The organism is Riemerella anatipestifer, assembly GCF_009670965.2.
Taxonomy (GTDB): Bacteria; Bacteroidota; Bacteroidia; order Flavobacteriales; family Weeksellaceae; genus Riemerella; species Riemerella anatipestifer_B.
Window position 1 is genome coordinate 312,559 of sequence record NZ_CP073239.1, and the last position, 18,205, is coordinate 330,763.

13 protein-coding genes and 1 tRNA gene are annotated in these 18,205 nt (G+C 35.5%); 9 read left to right on the forward strand and 5 right to left on the reverse strand.

What is annotated here, in order from left to right:
* Nucleotides 1-24: 24 nt before the first annotated feature.
* Genes D1J36_RS01460 through fbp form a run of 3 tightly spaced genes read right to left on the reverse strand, consistent with a single transcriptional unit; the run spans nucleotide 25 to nucleotide 3,313 of the window.
* Nucleotides 25-1,236 (reverse strand): HD domain-containing protein, encoded by a 1,212-nt coding sequence (locus D1J36_RS01460; RefSeq protein ID WP_154137164.1) that lies wholly within the window; start codon nucleotides 1,234-1,236, stop codon nucleotides 25-27.
* A gap of 53 nt (nucleotides 1,237-1,289) precedes the next feature.
* Nucleotides 1,290-2,297: an o-succinylbenzoate synthase gene (locus D1J36_RS01465; RefSeq protein ID WP_154137165.1), complete on the reverse strand. Its 1,008-nt coding sequence runs from the start codon at nucleotides 2,295-2,297 to the stop codon at nucleotides 1,290-1,292.
* Nucleotides 2,297-3,313 carry a class 1 fructose-bisphosphatase gene (gene fbp, locus D1J36_RS01470; RefSeq protein ID WP_154137166.1) on the reverse strand — a complete coding sequence of 339 codons (1,017 nt, stop codon included), beginning with the start codon at nucleotides 3,311-3,313 and terminating at the stop codon, nucleotides 2,297-2,299. Before fbp ends, D1J36_RS01465 begins: the two co-directional genes overlap by 1 nt.
* A 189-nt stretch (nucleotides 3,314-3,502) precedes the next feature.
* On the opposite strand from fbp, the gene D1J36_RS01475 reads away from it, so the two are divergent.
* The 5 genes from D1J36_RS01475 (at nucleotide 3,503) to D1J36_RS01495 (ending at nucleotide 7,658) form a co-directional block, all read left to right on the forward strand.
* Entirely contained in the window at nucleotides 3,503-4,741 is a 1,239-nt protein-coding gene (locus D1J36_RS01475; protein ID WP_107046066.1) for an aspartate kinase, read from the forward strand.
* 23 nt (nucleotides 4,742-4,764) lie between these two features.
* Nucleotides 4,765-6,588 (forward strand): lysophospholipid acyltransferase family protein, encoded by a 1,824-nt coding sequence (locus D1J36_RS01480; RefSeq protein WP_154137167.1) that lies wholly within the window; start codon nucleotides 4,765-4,767, stop codon nucleotides 6,586-6,588.
* Between the two features lie 116 nt (nucleotides 6,589-6,704).
* A tRNA-Phe gene (locus tag D1J36_RS01485) sits at nucleotides 6,705-6,780 on the forward strand.
* Nucleotides 6,781-6,838: 58 nt separating this feature from the next.
* The gene (locus D1J36_RS01490) at nucleotides 6,839-7,447 is read left to right on the forward strand and encodes a DUF3575 domain-containing protein (RefSeq protein ID WP_154137168.1); all 609 of its coding nucleotides are present in this window, start codon (nucleotides 6,839-6,841) and stop codon (nucleotides 7,445-7,447) included.
* 4 nt (nucleotides 7,448-7,451) lie between these two features.
* Entirely contained in the window at nucleotides 7,452-7,658 is a 207-nt protein-coding gene (locus D1J36_RS01495) for a hypothetical protein (RefSeq protein WP_154137169.1), read from the forward strand.
* Nucleotides 7,659-7,711: 53 nt separating this feature from the next.
* On the opposite strand, the gene D1J36_RS01500 is transcribed toward D1J36_RS01495, so the two are convergent.
* Both D1J36_RS01500 and dnaE read right to left on the reverse strand, forming a co-directional pair.
* Nucleotides 7,712-8,068: a hypothetical protein gene (locus D1J36_RS01500; protein WP_154137170.1), complete on the reverse strand. Its 357-nt coding sequence runs from the start codon at nucleotides 8,066-8,068 to the stop codon at nucleotides 7,712-7,714.
* Between the two features lie 36 nt (nucleotides 8,069-8,104).
* Nucleotides 8,105-12,757, reverse strand: coding sequence for a DNA polymerase III subunit alpha (gene dnaE / locus D1J36_RS01505; RefSeq protein ID WP_154137171.1), 4,653 nt, complete (start codon nucleotides 12,755-12,757; stop codon nucleotides 8,105-8,107).
* Nucleotides 12,758-12,936: 179 nt separating this feature from the next.
* Between dnaE and rpsO the strand changes: the two genes are divergently transcribed.
* The 4 genes from rpsO to D1J36_RS01525 all read left to right on the forward strand — a co-directional run bounded on the left by rpsO (nucleotide 12,937) and on the right by D1J36_RS01525 (nucleotide 18,185).
* Nucleotides 12,937-13,206 (forward strand): 30S ribosomal protein S15, encoded by a 270-nt coding sequence (gene rpsO, locus D1J36_RS01510; protein ID WP_154137172.1) that lies wholly within the window; start codon nucleotides 12,937-12,939, stop codon nucleotides 13,204-13,206.
* Between the two features lie 226 nt (nucleotides 13,207-13,432).
* Nucleotides 13,433-15,568, forward strand: coding sequence for a polyribonucleotide nucleotidyltransferase (locus D1J36_RS01515; protein WP_014938187.1), 2,136 nt, complete (start codon nucleotides 13,433-13,435; stop codon nucleotides 15,566-15,568).
* Nucleotides 15,569-16,152: 584 nt separating this feature from the next.
* Nucleotides 16,153-17,169, forward strand: a complete 1,017-nt coding sequence (locus D1J36_RS01520) for a nucleoid-associated protein (RefSeq protein WP_014938186.1) — start codon at nucleotides 16,153-16,155, stop codon at nucleotides 17,167-17,169.
* A gap of 89 nt (nucleotides 17,170-17,258) precedes the next feature.
* A complete protein-coding gene (locus tag D1J36_RS01525) occupies nucleotides 17,259-18,185 on the forward strand; it encodes a malate dehydrogenase (protein WP_014938185.1) in 927 nt (308 codons plus the stop codon).
* The last annotated feature ends 20 nt before the right edge of the window (nucleotides 18,186-18,205 follow it).

The window sequence follows — 18,205 nt, forward strand, 5'->3', positions numbered from 1 at the left end:
CAAACCTAGTCATCATAGCCATATTTACCTAGGAAATGCCAAAATGTATTTCTGTGTAGGGCGCTTGAGGCTCGTGGATAAAACTGATAGTTCTGATTCATCTAAAGGTACTTTACCACCATTTTTTTCCAACAAATAGATAGGCTGTTTTTCGCTATCATAGGGTAACAAATATCGGGAAATTTCATCAACAAAATCTACTCCGAAATCTATATTCATTCGCTTATTAACAGTCTCTACTTTATCGTCTATAAAATTTTGAGAAAACCCTTCTGAAGACCAAATAGTTTGAGGAAATTTTCGCGTTATAACCGCCTTACAATAATAAGAAAGAACCAAATCTCCCTCATTTTGCCAAAGTTTTATTGCTTGTAGAATATCTGTATCATCTAAATTCATAAACTTGCTCAAATCTTCCTCCGACATAGAACTAAAATCTTTCTTATAAAGGAAATATTTTAGGTTTTCTGATGCCTCCAAATTAACTCCTTGAGAAATTAAAAATTTAGCTCTTTTCAAAATTTTAACCAACATAAATTCTGCCAAAGATGCCGTTTTATGGTAATACACCTGCCAATACATCAGCATCCTTGCTGTGAGATAGTTTTCTACGGAATAAATCCCTTTAGCATCTATCACCAATTCATCATCTGCCACATTCATCATTGAGATCAGACGTTGAGCATTGATATTACCTTCTGAAACTCCTGTAAAAAAGCTATCTCTTTTCAAGTAATCTAACCTATCTACATCTAATTGAGACGAAACCAACTGATTGAAAAACTTACGATGATAATTCCCCTGAAACATCTCTATCGCTACCGACAAAGCTCCTGAAAACTCATCATTCAATCGGCTCATAATCAGCAATGACAGTTTTTCATGATGCCAATCTTCCATAAGGACTGATTCTAACGCATGAGAGAACGGTCCGTGCCCAACATCATGCAACAAAATAGCCAACATCGCCGATTGCTCCTCTTCTTTACTTATCTTCACACCTTTGAGTTTAAGTGTCTCTAAGGCTAAAAACATCAAGTGCATTGCTCCCAATGCATGATGAAATCTCGTATGTGTAGCCCCTGGAAAAACAAGATTAAGAAGCCCAGTTTGCGAAATCCTCCTTAAACGTTGAAAATAAGGATGCTCTATAACATCAAATAGTATTTCGTAAGGAATTTTAATAAATCCATGTACTGGGTCGTTTATGATTTTGAGTTTATTGATTTTACTCATTCTCTTTTTAAAATTTCGGCAAATTTAGAGCTAATTTCTTAATTGACAATAAACTAAAACTTAACAAACCCTAGCCTATCTCCGTTAAGAACAATAGGTGTTTCTAGATTATTGGTAAACAAGCCACCAGTACCCAATCCTTGAGGCATCTTACTTTGTTTAGTATAAGTGTATTGGGCAATAGCATTAAGACCGATATTACTTTCTAAAGCAGAGGTTATCCACCAGCCTATACCTAAAGTTTCTGCTAAACTTATCCATTCATCAGTCCCAGAAAAACCACCTACCAGAGAAGGTTTCAAAATAATGTATTGAGGTTTTATTTTTTCTAATAATTTCTGTTTCTCTTCCACCTGCACCACGCCTATCAGTTCTTCATCCAAAGCTATAGGTGTAGGCATATTCTGACACAGCATTGACATTTCTTCTAATTGCCCTGCCTTTATGGGTTGTTCAATGGAATGAATTTCTAAATCAGAAAGTTGCTGTAATACCGTTTTTGCTTCCTCCATTGTAAAAGCTCCATTGGCATCTACTCTTATTTCTAATTGATTTTTAGGATAAATATGCCTTAACTCGGAAATAATTTGTCTCTCGGAAGCCCAATCAACTCCTATTTTTAGTTTAATACAATCAAAACCTTGAGAAAGTTTATCTTCTATTTGTTTTTGCATAAACTCTACCGAGCCCATCCATATCAACCCATTGATTTTTATAAAATCTTTACTCTCTGTAAAATCTGACGGAAAATAAACATATTTATCCTGAACCAAGTTCATCATCGCCTGTTCATAACCTATCCATATAGACGGGTAATGACGAAGATGTTCTCTCAAAACTTCAGGAGCTAAATGTATATTTTCGCACAACCAAATCAATTTTTCTTCATAATCAGGAACATCATCATAACTCAACCCTCTAAACAAACCACACTCTCCCTGCCCTTTGTTTATACCGTCTGCAACCTCTAGAAAATAAGTTTCCTTAGTAATCAAAACACCCCGCGAAGTACCGCTGGGTGTTTTGAATTTGAGTGTATATTTATTATAATTAGCCCTCATTAAGCATCTTTAGCTTGAGCCATAAACTCCTCTGCTTTTTTTACCATTTCTTCGCTTCCACAGAAAAACGGCACTCTTTGGTGCAACTCTGTAGGCTCTATTTCCAAAATTCTTTGAAAACCATTAGACGCTCTACCTCCCGCTTGTTCTGCTAAAAATGCCATCGGATTACATTCATATAGAAGCCTTAGTTTTCCGTTAGGAGCCTGTGAATAAGACGGATAGATGTAAATTCCACCTTTAATCATATTTCTATGAAAATCCGAAACCAAAGAGCCTATATAACGAGAAGTGTAAGGACGGTCTCCTTCTTCCATTTGGCAGTATTTTAAATAATCTTTAACCCCTTGTGGAAATTTAATATAATTACCTTCGTTTATAGAATATATTTTCCCTTTTTTAGGAAACTGCATATTAAGGTGAGAGAGATAATAAGTACCTAAACTTGGGTCTAATGTAAAGCCATTCACTCCATTCCCTGTGGTGTAAACAATCATCGTGGAAGAACCATACACTACATAACCTGCTGCCACTTGATTAACCCCTTTTTGTAAAAAATCTTCTAGCTGTACAGGAGTACCTGGCTCTGTAACTCTTCTATAAATAGAGAAAATCGTCCCTACCGACACATTAACATCTATGTTAGACGACCCATCTAAAGGATCTATCAACACCACATATTTACTCAAATGCCCATTCTCACCTGATTTTATTTCTATAAAATCATCGCTTTCTTCCGAAGCGATACCACACACCACTTCTCTCTGAGAAAGTGCGTTAATGAAAATATCATTAGCCAAGACATCTAATTTCTGCTGGTCTTCCCCTTGTATATTGGTGTTTCCTGCCTTACCAATGATATCTGCAATCCCTGCTTTATTCACTTCCCTATTCACTACTTTTGAGGCTAGCCTTATAGCACTTAAGAGTCTAGAAAGCTCCCCCGTAGAATACTGAAAATCATCTTGTTTATCAATTATAAACTCGCCTAATGTTTGTAATGGTTGTTGTGACATCTTTAGATTTATTAGTTAGAGCCACAAATTTCGGAATTTTACTCGAATTTTCACAACTAAGAAAACTTTTTTATCCAAATTAAATTTTTGTATTTCTTTTTTCAACTGATTTTAATACTTTTGAAAATTGTTTTGGTTTGTCGGAAGACCTTAACTCTAAAAATTATTTAGCTTTTAATAACACATTGTATGAAAATATTTAAGTTTGGGGGAGCCTCAGTAAAAGACTCCGAGAGTGTTAAAAATGTAGCATTTGTACTAGAGAGCCAAGGTTTTAAAGAGTGCCTACTCGTAGTTTCTGCTATGGGTAAAACCACTAATGCTTTGGAGAAAGTTGTAGAAGTTTACTTCCAGAAAGGAAATTATAATGAAGAAATTCAGAAAATAAAAACATCACATATAGAAATAGCCTCTGGACTTTTTGATAAAAACCACCCTGTTTTTGATGAAATCTCACTATTTTTTGATGATGTACAAGCTTTTTTAAGAAGAAACAAATCGCCTAATTACAATTTCGTCTATGACCAAGTGGTGAGCTGCGGGGAAATGATTTCTTCTAAAATCCTTAGCGAATACCTCAATTCTAGAAATTTTAGTAATGAATGGATTGACGCTAGAGATTTCATTAAAACCAACGATACTTACCGTGAGGGTGTAGTAGATTGGACAGAAACCGAAGCCAATATCTCTCAACTTAATAAAGAGAAATGCTATGTAACACAAGGATTCATTGGTTCTGACGCCAACAATTTCACTGTAACGCTAGGGCGTGAAGGCTCCGATTATTCCGCAGCTATTTTCGCTTATTGCCTTAATGCTAACGCAATGACTATCTGGAAAGATGTACCAGGTGTTATGACGGGAGACCCTAGAAAGTTTAAAGATGTTAAATTGCTTTCTAACATTTCCTATGAAGAAGCTATAGAAATGGCATACTATGGAGCATCTGTAATCCACCCCAAAACTTTGCAACCTTTAAAGCAAAAGAATATTCCGTTCTTTGTGAAATCTTTTGTAGAACCACAAAAAGCAGGTACTAAAGTAGGCATTTCAGAAGAAAATCAAAGAGAAGAAAGTTTTATACTTAAGGAAAATCAAAACTTAATTAAAATATCTACACGAGATTTTTCTTTCATCGCAGAAGACCATATTAGTTTTATTTTTAATCTTTTATCTCAACTAAAGATAAAAGTATCGTTGATGCAAAACTCTGCTATATCATTAGCTCTTTGTTTAGAGGATAAATTTGGAAAACTAGACGAACTTAATGAAGCTCTACAAGCTAATTTTAAAACAGAAGTTTCTAAAAATGTATCCTTATTTACTATAAGAAATGCTGATATGGATAAACTTGACCGACTTTACGAAGGTAAAAATATTTTACTGGAACAGATTTCTAAAAACACCGTTCAAATTGTGATTCTTTAGAATTCAGAAAAAAACAATAACTAATGAGTCTCATTTCTAAAAAGGATTTAATAAAAGCTGCTGGTTTAGACAAAATAGGATTTTTAAAATCTCCTATTGCTTCTATAATTATGCGTTTAACGAGGATTAATCAAGTTAATGCTCTCTATGACAAAATAAAACATACTGAAGGCAGAGACTTCTTTAAAGCTTTTGTTAAGGAAAGAAATTTAAAGTACATCGTCTTTGAGGAAGATTTACAAAAAATACCTAAAACAGGACCTTTCATATTAGTTGCTAATCACCCTCTGGGAGCGATAGACGGCATACTAATGTGTAAAATCTTAACCGAAATTCGTCCTGATTTTAAAATTATGGGCAATTTTCTCTTAGAGAAAATTGAACCTATGAAACCTTTTGTAATCCCTGTAAACCCTTTTGAAGGCAGAAAAGAAATTCGCAGTAGTTTGCAAGGAATGAAAGCTACCTTAAAACATCTAGAAGAAGGTGGTTGCGTAGGTATATTCCCGGCGGGAGAGGTTTCTAACAAGAATAACTCTTTTGCTCAAATCATGGATAAAGAATGGGAAAAGCCAGCACTTAAACTTATGAAAAAGGCTAAAGTCCCAATAGTCCCAATGTATTTTCATGCTAAAAATAGTAAACTTTTTTACGCAATGTCTAAAATACACCCTGATTTGCAAACTCTAATGCTTCCATCTGAAATGATGAACAAAAGAGAAAAACCTATTAGAGTAAGAATTGGGAAACCTGTTTCTGTAAAAATCATAGAAGACTGTGACTCCGTGGAGGAAATGGAACATTTGTTACAAAAGAAAATTTGCCTTATGAAAACTTATTATGACAAAAGGCAATCGTTGGCAGACTTAATGAAGCTCCCAAACCTCAATTTAAAGATTCCGAACAAGTCGGAAAATATCGTTCAAAACATCATAGACGAAACACCTCAGGAAGGCCTAATTAAGGAGATAGAAACCCTAAAAAGTGAAGGAAAAATGCTCTTTGATAGCGGAAACTATGAAGTCTTTTTCAGTTCTTATCAAGAGATACCTTCCATTATGAGAGAAATAGGCAGACAAAGAGAACTTACCTTCCGTGCAGTAGGAGAAGGCAGCAACCTTCCTTTTGATTTAGATGAATATGATAAGCATTATCATCACCTTTTCTTATGGGATAAAGAAGCCCAAAAACTCGCAGGTGCTTACAGGATGGCTCTAGGAAAAGAGGTGATGAAAAAACACGGCATTAAAGGTTTTTATACCAGCTCTCTTTTCGAGTTTGACCAAGAGCTACAACCATTCTTCCGAAAAGTAATAGAAATGGGAAGAGCTTATATCTCTATGGAGTATCAGCAAAAACCTTTCCCTCTATTTCTTCTTTGGAAAGGCATCGTGCATGTTTGTTTAAGAAACCCTGATCACAAATTTCTAATGGGTGGTGTAAGTATCAGCAACAAATTTTCGGAGTTTTCTAAATCACTTATGATAGACTTTATGCGTTCTCACTACTATGATTCCGCTGTTGCCCAATACATACACCCAAGAAATGAGTTTAAAATTAAACTAAAAGAAAGAGATAAAAATCTATTTTTTGATGGCATAGACTCAGATTTAGGAAAGTTAGACAAACTCATTGATGATTTGGAGCCAGAAATGAGATTACCTGTATTGATAAAGAAATACATTAAGCAAAATGCTAAGGTTATCTCCTTTAATGTAGACCCAAACTTTAATGATGCTATTGATGGATTGATGTATATCCGCATCAGCGACCTCCCTGAAAGCACTATTAAACCTGTATTGGAGGAAATGAGCGAACAACTAAGTTCCGAAGAGCAAAAAAAATAAAACTGATTATCAAAACATTAACTACAAAACTTATAAAAACTTTAAAATAGACTTGTTTTGTATTGATAATATATATATCTTTGCACCACTAAAAAACAACTGATAAAAGCAATTATGGTGCCTTAGCTCAGTTGGTAGAGCAAAGGACTGAAAATCCTTGTGTCCCTGGTTCGATTCCTGGAGGCACCACCATAAAAACCACTCCATTTAAGAGTGGTTTTTGTTTTATTGTTTATTATATATTTGCATTATGAAAAATATAGCCATTATACTTTTTTTAGGTTTGACAACTCTAACACCAGCACAGTCTACCCAAGAAGAGACAAATACAACAAAGTCTAAATCTTTATATATTAAAGGAAACGTCCTCACTCTACCGCTATCCATCCTCAATGGAGGACTAGAGTATCAATTAGCACCCAAGTACACTATACAGGGAGATATCCTTATTTCACCTTGGAAATCTGCATTTGGCAATCATATGCAAATTTACATGGGACATTTGGAAGGTAGATATTATTTTAAGGAAGCATTTAATGGTTGGTATGTTGGAGCAAATGTTGGAGGCGGAGTTTTTGATATGACCAAATGGAATTACCTTGACACAAAAAAATATCAAAGAGGATTTAATTATATGATAGGTGCTGTAGTTGGATACCAATACCAATGGAAAGATAAATGGAATATAGACTTTTTCTTAGGTGGAGGAACTTCACAGGGCTTTTATCACGGTTACGAACCAACAGAGGAACCACCACATTTCTTGAAAAGATATGAGAGTCACTCTGGAAAATGGAATAAAAGTGGAGAATGGATTCCTTACAGAGGCGGTATTATGATTTCATACAAATTAAGATAAAGATATGGATTTTAAAAACCCTAGATTTTACCTCATTGTTATCCTTACATTTATTGTTGTATTTTTAATGAACTACATAGGCAACTCTGATGCTCCAGACCAACTGGAAAGAGCTTTAATGAACGGAGTAGCTGGAGCAATAGGCATTAGCATAGGTCTGTGGATTTGGAACCGAAATAAAAACGACGACACTCACCACAATTTTGATTAGAAATTTAACAAAACTATGTAAGAATCCTATCAGATAAAACAGTGTTCGTACTTTTATTGTAGGGTTTTAATTTGCTCCTCACTCAAAATTTCAAATTCATAAAAAAATCCTGCTCCATATTTCCCTTCAAAATCTTTATAACCAGTAATTATTCCTTCTGGAGTTTCTTCTACTTGAATTATTACAACCAACTCCCTTTGACCATGCTCAATATCATTCCAATACGCTAGCTTCGGTAATTCAATTTTATATGGTTTAATATTAATTGAACTTACATTTTCAACAACAAATACTGCACTCCCATTTTCAACATCTTCTATTGTTGCAACTCTATTATTAGTTGAAGGTGTACTTCTCCAATTTTGTAAACTTAACAACTCTTTTTTTTCATTCTCTTTCGCTTTCTTCATCTTCTATAAAATCGAATAAATGAATTAACTATCATTTTAATTAAGAAATATCTGATACTTATTATACTGCTGAATTTTATACAAGAGTTCTGCACTTATGTTGATTTTCTTCTGTATTGATGGTAGTTCCAGCTCCGTTTCATCGTTAGGATTTTTAAGATAAAAACTTAACTTATGCTCTCCCTGATGAGAGAGTAAATCGTTTTGGAAGAATTCAATATCCGCTCTTCTAATATCAGTAATATCCGCCACAATGGATAGTGATTTTGCATATTTTTCAAAAGCATCTTTAAGGTCTATCACTTCATTTATATTCACAAAAACCCTACCGTCTTTGGAAATTACCATTTTTATCTTAATAATTACAAACCTTTGTAAAGCCAATTTTTCCCTAAGGCGCATATAATCTCTATCGCCTAAACGAAAACCATACGACCCACTATAATCTTCCAAGGTCAAAAATGCAATTTTTTCGCCACTATTTTTACCATCTCTTATGGTATATTCGGTAATTAGCCCTGCTACTGTATATTCTTTAGCCGCATCATTAATTTTCCTTAACTCTTTCCACGCCTCTTTTTCAGAGAATAAATTAGGATTTATGCTACTTGCAATACTATCTTTAAAGGCTTCTACTTCATCTAAGTTTAAAAAATTAAAACTGCCTTTAGGTTCTACATTCTTAACTTCCTCCTCCATTATTTCACCATCTTCACCTTCTACTAAATCTAAGTCTACCGCTAAATCTGGTTCATCTTCTGTATCTTCTATTAACACCGATTCTTTCGGGATAGATTGCAACTCTTCTAAGATTTCATCTTTTTGAGACAAAACTTCCTTTTTACTCAACTCACCTTGTATAAAGCGAAACTGATATTTATACTCATCTAAAGGGTGAGCCGATAGATAGAACCCAATAATTTCTTTCTCTTTATTGAGTTTATGCATATTTTGCCACTCCATAGCTGGTGCTATTTTAGGCTGTTCTATTTGTATTTCTTCTGCGAAATCTGCAAAAAGAGAGTTTTCTACCTCATTTTTACTTTCTTGGAAACTTTGTCCATATCTAATGAGTTTCTCTATATTAGTTTTACCAGAGTTATCAATATCAAAATATTGTGCTCTATGGTAGGTATCCACCTCATCAAACGCTCCTGCCATTACCAAACTCTCCACCACTCTTTTATTCACTTGTGACGGGGTTACTCTTTCAAAGAAGTCATAGATATTTTTAAATTTTCCTTTCGCTCTCTCTTGACTAATCGCTTCACTAGGACCTTCGCCAATACCCTTTATCGCCCCTAAACCAAACCTTATCTGTCCTTTATCATTCACCGAAAATTTATACTGACTTTCATTAACATCTGGTCCTAAAACATCTACACCCATAGCTCTACAATCTTCCATAAACATTGTGATTTGTGCCGTGTTGTTAATGTTATTACTCATCACACTCGCCATATACTCGGCTGGATAATTTGCCTTTAAAAACGCCGTTTGATAAGCAATAAGTGCATAACAAGTAGAGTGAGATTTGTTAAATGCATATTCCGCAAACGCCTTCCAGTCGTTCCAGATTTTATTAAGTTTTTCTTCGTCTAGATTATTCTTTTTACCACCTTCTATAAACTTAGGGTACATCTTATTAAGAACATCTATCTGTTTTTTCCCCATAGCCTTCCTCAAAGTATCTGCTTCACCTTTGGTAAAGTTTGCCAATTTTTGAGACAAAAGCATTACCTGCTCCTGATAAACAGTAATTCCGTAAGTTTCTTTAAGGTATTCTTCGGTCTCTGGGAGGTCGTAAATAATTTCTTCAACCCCGTGTTTACGATTGATAAAGTTAGGAATATACTTAATTGGACCTGGACGATACAAGGCATTCATCGCAATTAAATCCGCAAAAACGGTAGGCTTTAACTCCCTCATATATTTCTGCATACCAGGGCTTTCGTATTGGAAAATCCCTATGGTTCTTCCCTCTTTAAAAAGTTGATAGGTCTTAGCATCATCTAAAGAAATTTCATCTGGATTGATGTCTATACCGTGCCTTTCTTTTACGAGTTTAAGCGCATCTTTAATGATAGTTAAAGTCCTCAGCCCTAAAAAGTCCATTTTTAAAAGCCCCGCACTTTCTGCCACCGAGTTATCAAACTGAGAGACCAAAATATCGGCATCTTTAGCCGCTATCGAGATAGGCACCAAATTAGAAATATCTTCAGGTGTAATAATCACTCCACAAGCGTGGATTCCTGTATTTCTAATGCAACCTTCCATTTTTTTCGCCGAATCTAACACGGGGAAACGCTGGTCGTTAGGATTGTCTAAAACCGCCTTCATTTCATCAACCAAAACTTTATCTTCATCTTTAAGTTTATCGTATTTAGACAAAGCCTTAGCAATGTTCATTCCTGGTACAGAAGGCACAAGTTTCGCAATATTATTGGTTTCTGGAATAGGAACATCTAGCACCCTACCCGCATCTTTAATTGCCGATTTACCTCCCAAAACAGAGTAGGTAATAATCTGTGCTACATTAGATTTACCGTATTTATCAATAACCCATTTAATGATTCTATCCCTTCCTTCATCATCAAAATCAATATCAATATCGGGCATTGAAATTCTTTCAGGATTTAAAAAACGCTCAAAAAGGAGGTCATATTTTATAGGGTCTACATTGGTAATCCCAATACAATAAGCCACCGCCGAACCCGCCGCCGAACCCCTACCAGGACCTACCCATACCCCCATCTTTCTAGCTTCGTTACAAAAATCTTGAACAATCAAGAAATACCCTGGATAGCCTGTATTAGCAATAATTTCTAGCTCAAAATCTAGCCTTTCTCTTATATCATCAGTAATTTCATCATAACGCTTCTTAGCTCCTTCATAGGTAAGGTGTCGCAGATAGGCATTTTCTCCCCTTTTGCCACCGTCTTTCAAATCTTCCTCAGATTGAAACTCTTCTGGAATATCAAATTTAGGCAACAAAACATCTCTTTTAAGAGTATAAGGTTCAAATTTTGACAACAATTCTGTATAAGCCTCAAAAGCGTCTGGATACTGTCTAAAGCACTGCTTAAGTTCCTCTGCATCTTTGATGTAAAACTCTTGAGACCTCAATCCTTTTCTCTTGCCAAAGCCTTTCCCTACTGGTGTGGATAGCTTTTCGCCATCTTTGATACAACTTACAATATCTTGAATATTAGCATCAGATTTATCAGTATAAAAAGTTTCATTTTGGGCTAAAATTTTCACATTGTATCTATCTGCAAAATCTAGCAAAACCTCATTCAAATGCTCCTCTTCTTGCAAACCGTGATTTTGAAGCTGAACATAGAAATCCCCACCGAAAGTTTCCTTCCACCACTTAAATCGTTCTTCTCCTTTTTGCTCACCAAAATTCAAAATAGCATCTGGAATATCTCCATAAATACCCGATGTTACCGCAATAACATCTTCTTTGTACTGTGCCACCATCTCCCTAGATACCCTAGGTACACCAAAATAAAAACCATTAACATATCCTAAACTAGACAACTTCGCTAAATTTTTATAACCATTAAAGTTTTTAGCGAGAAGTACAACATTAGTTCTTCTGTCAGGGTCGTCTTTGGTAAATTGTTTTTGCTCTGGACGGTCAGAAATATAAAATTCGCAGCCCAATACCGCCATAAGTTCTTTAGATTCTGGGGCATTTTCATTGAAATCTACACCTTCTTCTTCCGCTTTTTGTTTATTTACTAAATATTCTTGATGAGTTTTTTTAACGCCAGAATTGTATTTTTCTACATCAGAAACGAATTTGAAAGCCCCCATCATATTGCCTAAATCTACCATACCAACAGCAGGAAACTGATTATTTTTAGCCTTATCAATCAAATCTCCTATGGAAGTGGTAGACTGTAAAGATGAAAAGATACTATGATTATGAAAATTGAAATAATCACCGAGTTCAATCTCACTAATATCGCCAAAATCGGTTCTTTTTTTCTTTTTATTAAAGTCCTCTACTTGCCTCCTGATAACAATCGCAAACGGACGAATAGGACTCGGGTGGTTTTCTTGATAAACCTTAAGCTGCTCTTCCGAAATTTTAAGCGTTTCCGCAGGAATAATCCCAACACGCATCATTTCAAAAAAGACTTGTGCCGTGGCATTTACATCGGCAGCAGCATTGTGAGCTTCATCAAATTTTTCACCATAGAGTTTTTCGTAAAGCTCTTCCAATTTAGGCGGTTTATACTTTCCGTTCCTACCTCCTCCAAGCTGACAGTAGTCTGTCCCAAGTGCCATAGTATCGGCAGATGGAATTTTTTCTAACACATTTTCTATAGACTTTCTATAAAATTCCGCCCCTACAATATTATAATCAAACTCAATATTGTGTCCAGCGACTATCTTTGTTTTTTTTAGGACTTCTCTAAACTCTTCTAAAACTTCCACCAAATCTCGCCCTTGCTCGTGAGCCATTTTAGTAGAAATCCCGTGTATCCTAGTAGCATTGAACGGAATATCATAACCCTCTGGCTTGATGATATAATCTTGATTTTCTACTAAATTACCCTCTTCATCGTGCAGCTGCCAAGCAATCTGCACCATTCTCGGCCAGTTATCCGAATCTGATAATGGAGCATTAAAATTCTTTGGTAATCCCGTAGTTTCCGTGTCAAAAATAAGATACATATACCTTTGTTTTTAGAGCGTAAAAATAGAGAAAATAAAATAAAAATAGAGTATAGAATTTAGGGCTGAAAAGGGTTTTTAAAAACTAAAAAGACACTACTGCAAATACTTGTTGTGGGATACAAAAAAAAATACTAAATTTGCAACCTCATACATAATAATCATTAAATAATATTGGAATGTATTTAACTAAAGAAAAAAAGGCAGAAATCTTCGCAAAGCACGGAAAATCTGCACAGGACACAGGTAGTACAGAAGGGCAAATCGCTCTTTTCACTTACAGAATTAACCACCTATCTCAGCACTTAAAGTCTAATCACAAGGACTTCGCTACTGAGAAATCACTTGTTAAGATGGTAGGTAAAAGAAAGAGATTATTAGATTATCTTAAAAACAAAGATATCGAAAGATATAGAGCAATTATTGCTGAACTAGGATTAAGAAAATAATCAGTCCAAAAAGACATCAGAAGCAACTCTTATTTGAGTTGCTTTTGTTTTTTAATATAACTAAGAAAGTTCTAAGAACTTGTTTAAAGTTTATTAATCTTAGTCTATAAAAAAGTATTAACTTTGCAAACAAGACAGTTAAAAGAATATTAACCATATCTGCCTAAAGAAGTAACGCAGATAAACATTGGAGATAACGCTCCAATACATTAACATTTTAATTTTTATGAATGCACCACAAGCAATCACCGAAACCATTCTGCTGAAAGACGGCAGAGAAATCACTATTGAAACAGGTAAATTAGCTAAACAAGCTGATGGAGCCGTAGTTGTAAAAATGGGAGGCACTATGCTACTAGCAACAGTAGTAGCCGCTAAAGAAGCTAACCCTGGTGTAGATTTCTTGCCTCTTACCGTAGATTATAGAGAAAAATTTGGAGCTGCAGGAAGAATCCCAGGTAACTTTTTCAGAAGAGAAGCAAAACCTTCTGATGATGAAGTTCTTACAATGCGTCTAGTAGACAGGGTTATCAGACCATTATTCCCTAGCGATTTCCATGCGGAAGTTCAAGTAATGATTTCTCTTATCTCTTACGACGAAAAAGTAATGCCAGACTCATTAGCTGGTCTTGCTGCATCAGCCGCTATTGCGATTACAGATATTCCTTTCAACGGACCATTTTCGGAAGTTAGAGTCATCAAAAAAGACGGCGTTCTTAGCATCAATCCTAGTTGGGAAACTCTACAAAGTGGCGTGGAACTAGATATTATGGTAGGAGCTACTAAAGACTCTATCGTAATGGTAGAAGGTGAGATGGACGAAATTACCGAGCAGGAAATGCTAGAAGCTATTACTTTTGCTCATCAAGAAATTAAAACACAAGTAGAAGCTCAAGAAAGATTGGCTCAAAAAGTGGGTAAAGCCTTCCCAAAAAGAGAATATTGCCACGAAACCCACGATGAAGAATTAAAAAAACAAATCTGGGATTATGCTTACCAAAAGTATTACGACATCGCTAAAAACCCTAGTGCAAAAGAAGAAAGAGGAGAGAAATTCTCGGCAGTAGTAGAGGAATTTTTAGCACAATATACAGAAGAAGAATTAGAAGAAAAAGCAGATTTAGCTAAAGTTTACTTCCACGATGTACAAAAAGAAGCTGTACGCCAACTTATCTTGAACGAAAATATCCGTTTAGATGGAAGAAACAACCAACAAATTCGTCCTATTTGGAGTGAAGTAGATTATCTTCCTGCCGCACACGGTTCTTCTGTATTTACTAGAGGCGAAACTCAATCGCTTACTACGGTTACTTTAGGCTCTCTTATGGACGCTAACAGAATTGACAGCGTTATCACTCAACACGACGAAAGATTTTATCTACACTATAACTTCCCACCATTTTCAACAGGTGAAGCTAGACCACTTAGAGGTACTTCTAGAAGAGAAGTTGGACACGGTAACTTGGCTCAAAGAGCTTTAAAAGTGATGATTCCAGAGGAAACGCCATATACTATTCGTATTGTTTCGGACATTTTAGAATCTAATGGTTCGTCTTCTATGGCTACGGTATGTGCTGGTACACTAGCGCTTATGGATGCAGGTATCCCGATGAGAAAACCTGTTTCTGGTATCGCTATGGGGCTTATTACCGATAAAGAGTCTGGAAAATGGACGGTACTATCTGACATCTTAGGCGACGAAGACCATCTAGGAGATATGGACTTTAAAGTAACTGGTACAGAAAACGGTATCACAGCTTGTCAAATGGACATTAAAATCCAAGGGCTTACAATGGATATTATGGAGCAGGCTCTAATGCAGGCTAAAAACGGAAGACTTCATATCCTTGGGGAAATGCTTAAAACAATTTCTGAACCTAGAGCAGATGTTAAGCCTCACGCACCTAAGATGGTAATGATGGAAATCCCTAAAGACTTCATTGGTGCTGTAATAGGACCTGGTGGTAAGGTAATCCAGCAGATGCAAAAAGAAACAGGCACTGTAATTACCATAGAGGAAAAGGGTGAAATAGGCTACATAGAAATATCTGGAACTGATAGAGAAAAGATAAATGCAGCTATCGCTCAAATCAACGAAATCACTTTCATTCCAATAGTTGGAGAAGTTTACCAGGGTAAAGTAGTAAAAGTGATGGACTTTGGTGCTTTCGTTCAGCTAGCTAAAGGTACAGAGGGACTTTTACACATTTCGGAGATTGATTGGAAGAGAACCGACAAAGTACCTTACAAAGAAGGAGATGTGGTAGAAGTGAAATTTATGGGATACGATGACCGTAAGAAAATGAAACTTTCTAGAAAAGTACTCCTCCCAAAACCTCCAAGAGAAGAGAAATCTAAATAATAATAATACATCTATACTGAACGGCTGCTCTAGAGTAGCCGTTTTTTCGTTAGAAAAAAGTTACCTCAAGAGTATTTTTAGAATAAATCATCTTGTTTTAGCTTTCTCACAAGTAGTATTTAGTTCTCGCAAGGTTGTTTTAACTTTCCCTCTATTGTGGTTTAGGACAATTTGTCTTGTTTTAACTTTCTCACAAGTGGTATTTAGTTCTCGCAAGGTTGTTTTAACTTTCCCTCTATTGTGGTTTAGGACAATTTGTCTTGTTTTAACTTTCTCACAAGTGGTATTTAGTTCTCGCAAGGTTGTTTTAACTTTCCCGCCATTGTGGTTTAGGACAATCTGTCTTGTTTTAACTTTCTCACCAAGAGATTTTAATATAAATAAAGCCGATTTTAATTGATACAGGCTTATTTAGCGGTACAAAAGAGCATTGGGTTTTACCAAAACCATCTTAAAATAAGTCATTAGTAGGGAAATATTATGCCTATATCTCAATCTCATTAAAGTTAAACTATTTTAAAATAAGCAATGGGCTGAGAAACTCTAATTCTATAAGTGTATATTTGCATTAAAAATTAGAGCGAATGTTTTCAAAAATTATTGTTCATAAAGTAGGAAATAAAATCAATCAGGAAAATCTGTTTTTATCTTCGCAGTGTTTGGAGCTAGAAGATGATATGAAAGAACAACTAGAAGAGTTTTTTTTAAAGGCTTTTAAATCCGAAGAGCAATTTCAGTTTTATAGTGATACTTATCTTTCTAACAACCCTATATACAGTTCTATTTCGGAAATTTTTGAAGACCCTGCAAAATTTCAGTGGGAATCCGAAAATATAGCAAAACACCTCTACGAAATTACTGAAAACCCTCGTGTACAAAGTGGCGAACTCTTTATTGTTTATTTTGAAGGCGAAGAAACCGATGCAGGAAAAATAGACTCCATAGGGATTTTTAAAACAGAACGAAAAGAGCCTTTCCTTAAAATAAATGCCAACGAAGACGATGACTACCTCATTGAAAAAGACTACGGCATTGGACTTTCTAAACTAGACAAAGGAGCCATTATCTACAACAATAATAAAGAATTAGGCTATGTAGTTTCTGTAGTGGATAACAACAAAAATGGAGATTTGTACTATTGGTTTGAAGATTTTTTAAAGGTAAGACAAAGAGAAGACGACTATTTTCACACTCAAGAAACGCTTTCCGTCTACAAAGATTACATTACCAAACAACTGCCTCAAGAGTTTGAAGTAACTAAAGCAGACCAAGCCGATTTCCTTAACAAATCCATCAATTTCTTTAAAGAAAAGGAGCAATTTGATTTTGAAGAATTCAGTCAAGAAGTATTGCAAGACGAAAACATTGTAGAGAGTTTCATCAACTTTAAAACCGACTATGAGCAAGACACCCAAATGTCTATTTCCGAAGCCTTCGCTATCAATCCTACCGCTGTAAAAAAACAGCAAAGACACTTTAAAAGTGTGATAAAACTGGATAAAAACTTCCATATCTATGTACACGGCGACCGTAAAATGATAGAAACAGGGCAAGATGAAAAAGGAAAATTCTACCGCCTTTACTTTGAGGAAGAACAATAAGCCTCTTTATTTTTTGGCTATAAAAACTAATAGTTGTAAATTTGGGAACTATCAAAAAGAACAAATTATAAATCAAAAATAAAAATATTATGAAAGTTACCGTAGTAGGAGCAGGAGCTGTAGGAGCTAGCTGTGCTGAGTATATCGCAATGAAAAACTTCTGTTCAGAAGTTGTATTAGTAGACATCAAAGAAGGTTTTGCAGAGGGTAAAGCAATGGATTTGATGCAGACCGCATCACTTAATGGTTTTGATACTAAAATTACAGGCTCTACTTCTGATTATTCTAAAACAGCAGGGTCTCAAGTGGCTGTAATTACCTCTGGTATTCCTAGAAAGCCAGGTATGACGAGAGAGGAGCTTATCGGCATCAATGCAGGTATCGTTAAAGAAGTTACAGAAAACTTAATTAAGCACTCTCCTAATGTAATTATTATCGTAGTATCTAACCCTATGGATACTATGGCTTACCTTGTTCACAAAACTTCTGGTCTTCCTAAAGAGAGAATCATCGGTATGGGTGGTGCTTTGGATAGTGCTAGATTCAAATACAGATTGGCAGAAGCCCTAGAATGCCCTATCTCTGATGTAGACGGTATGGTTATCGCAGCTCACTCTGACACAGGTATGCTTCCTCTAATAAGTAAAGCAACAAGAAACGGAGTATCTGTTTCTGAATTCTTAAACGAAGAAAAACAAAACTATGTAGTAGAAGAAACTAAGGTAGGTGGTGCTACCCTTACTAAATTATTAGGAACTTCTGCTTGGTATGCACCAGGAGCGGCAGTATCTACTATTGTTCAAGCTATTGCTTGCGACCAGAAAAAAATGATTCCGTGTTCTGTAATGCTTAACGGAGAATACGGACAAAACGACATCTGCCTAGGCGTACCTGTAATTATTGGTAAAAATGGGGTTGAAAAAATCGTAGAAATATCTTTAACAGACGCTGAAAAAGAAAAATTCGTTACGGCAGCTAATGCAGTAAGAGAAGTCAATGGTGATTTAAAGTTCTAAATCTCATAGTATAAATTTTC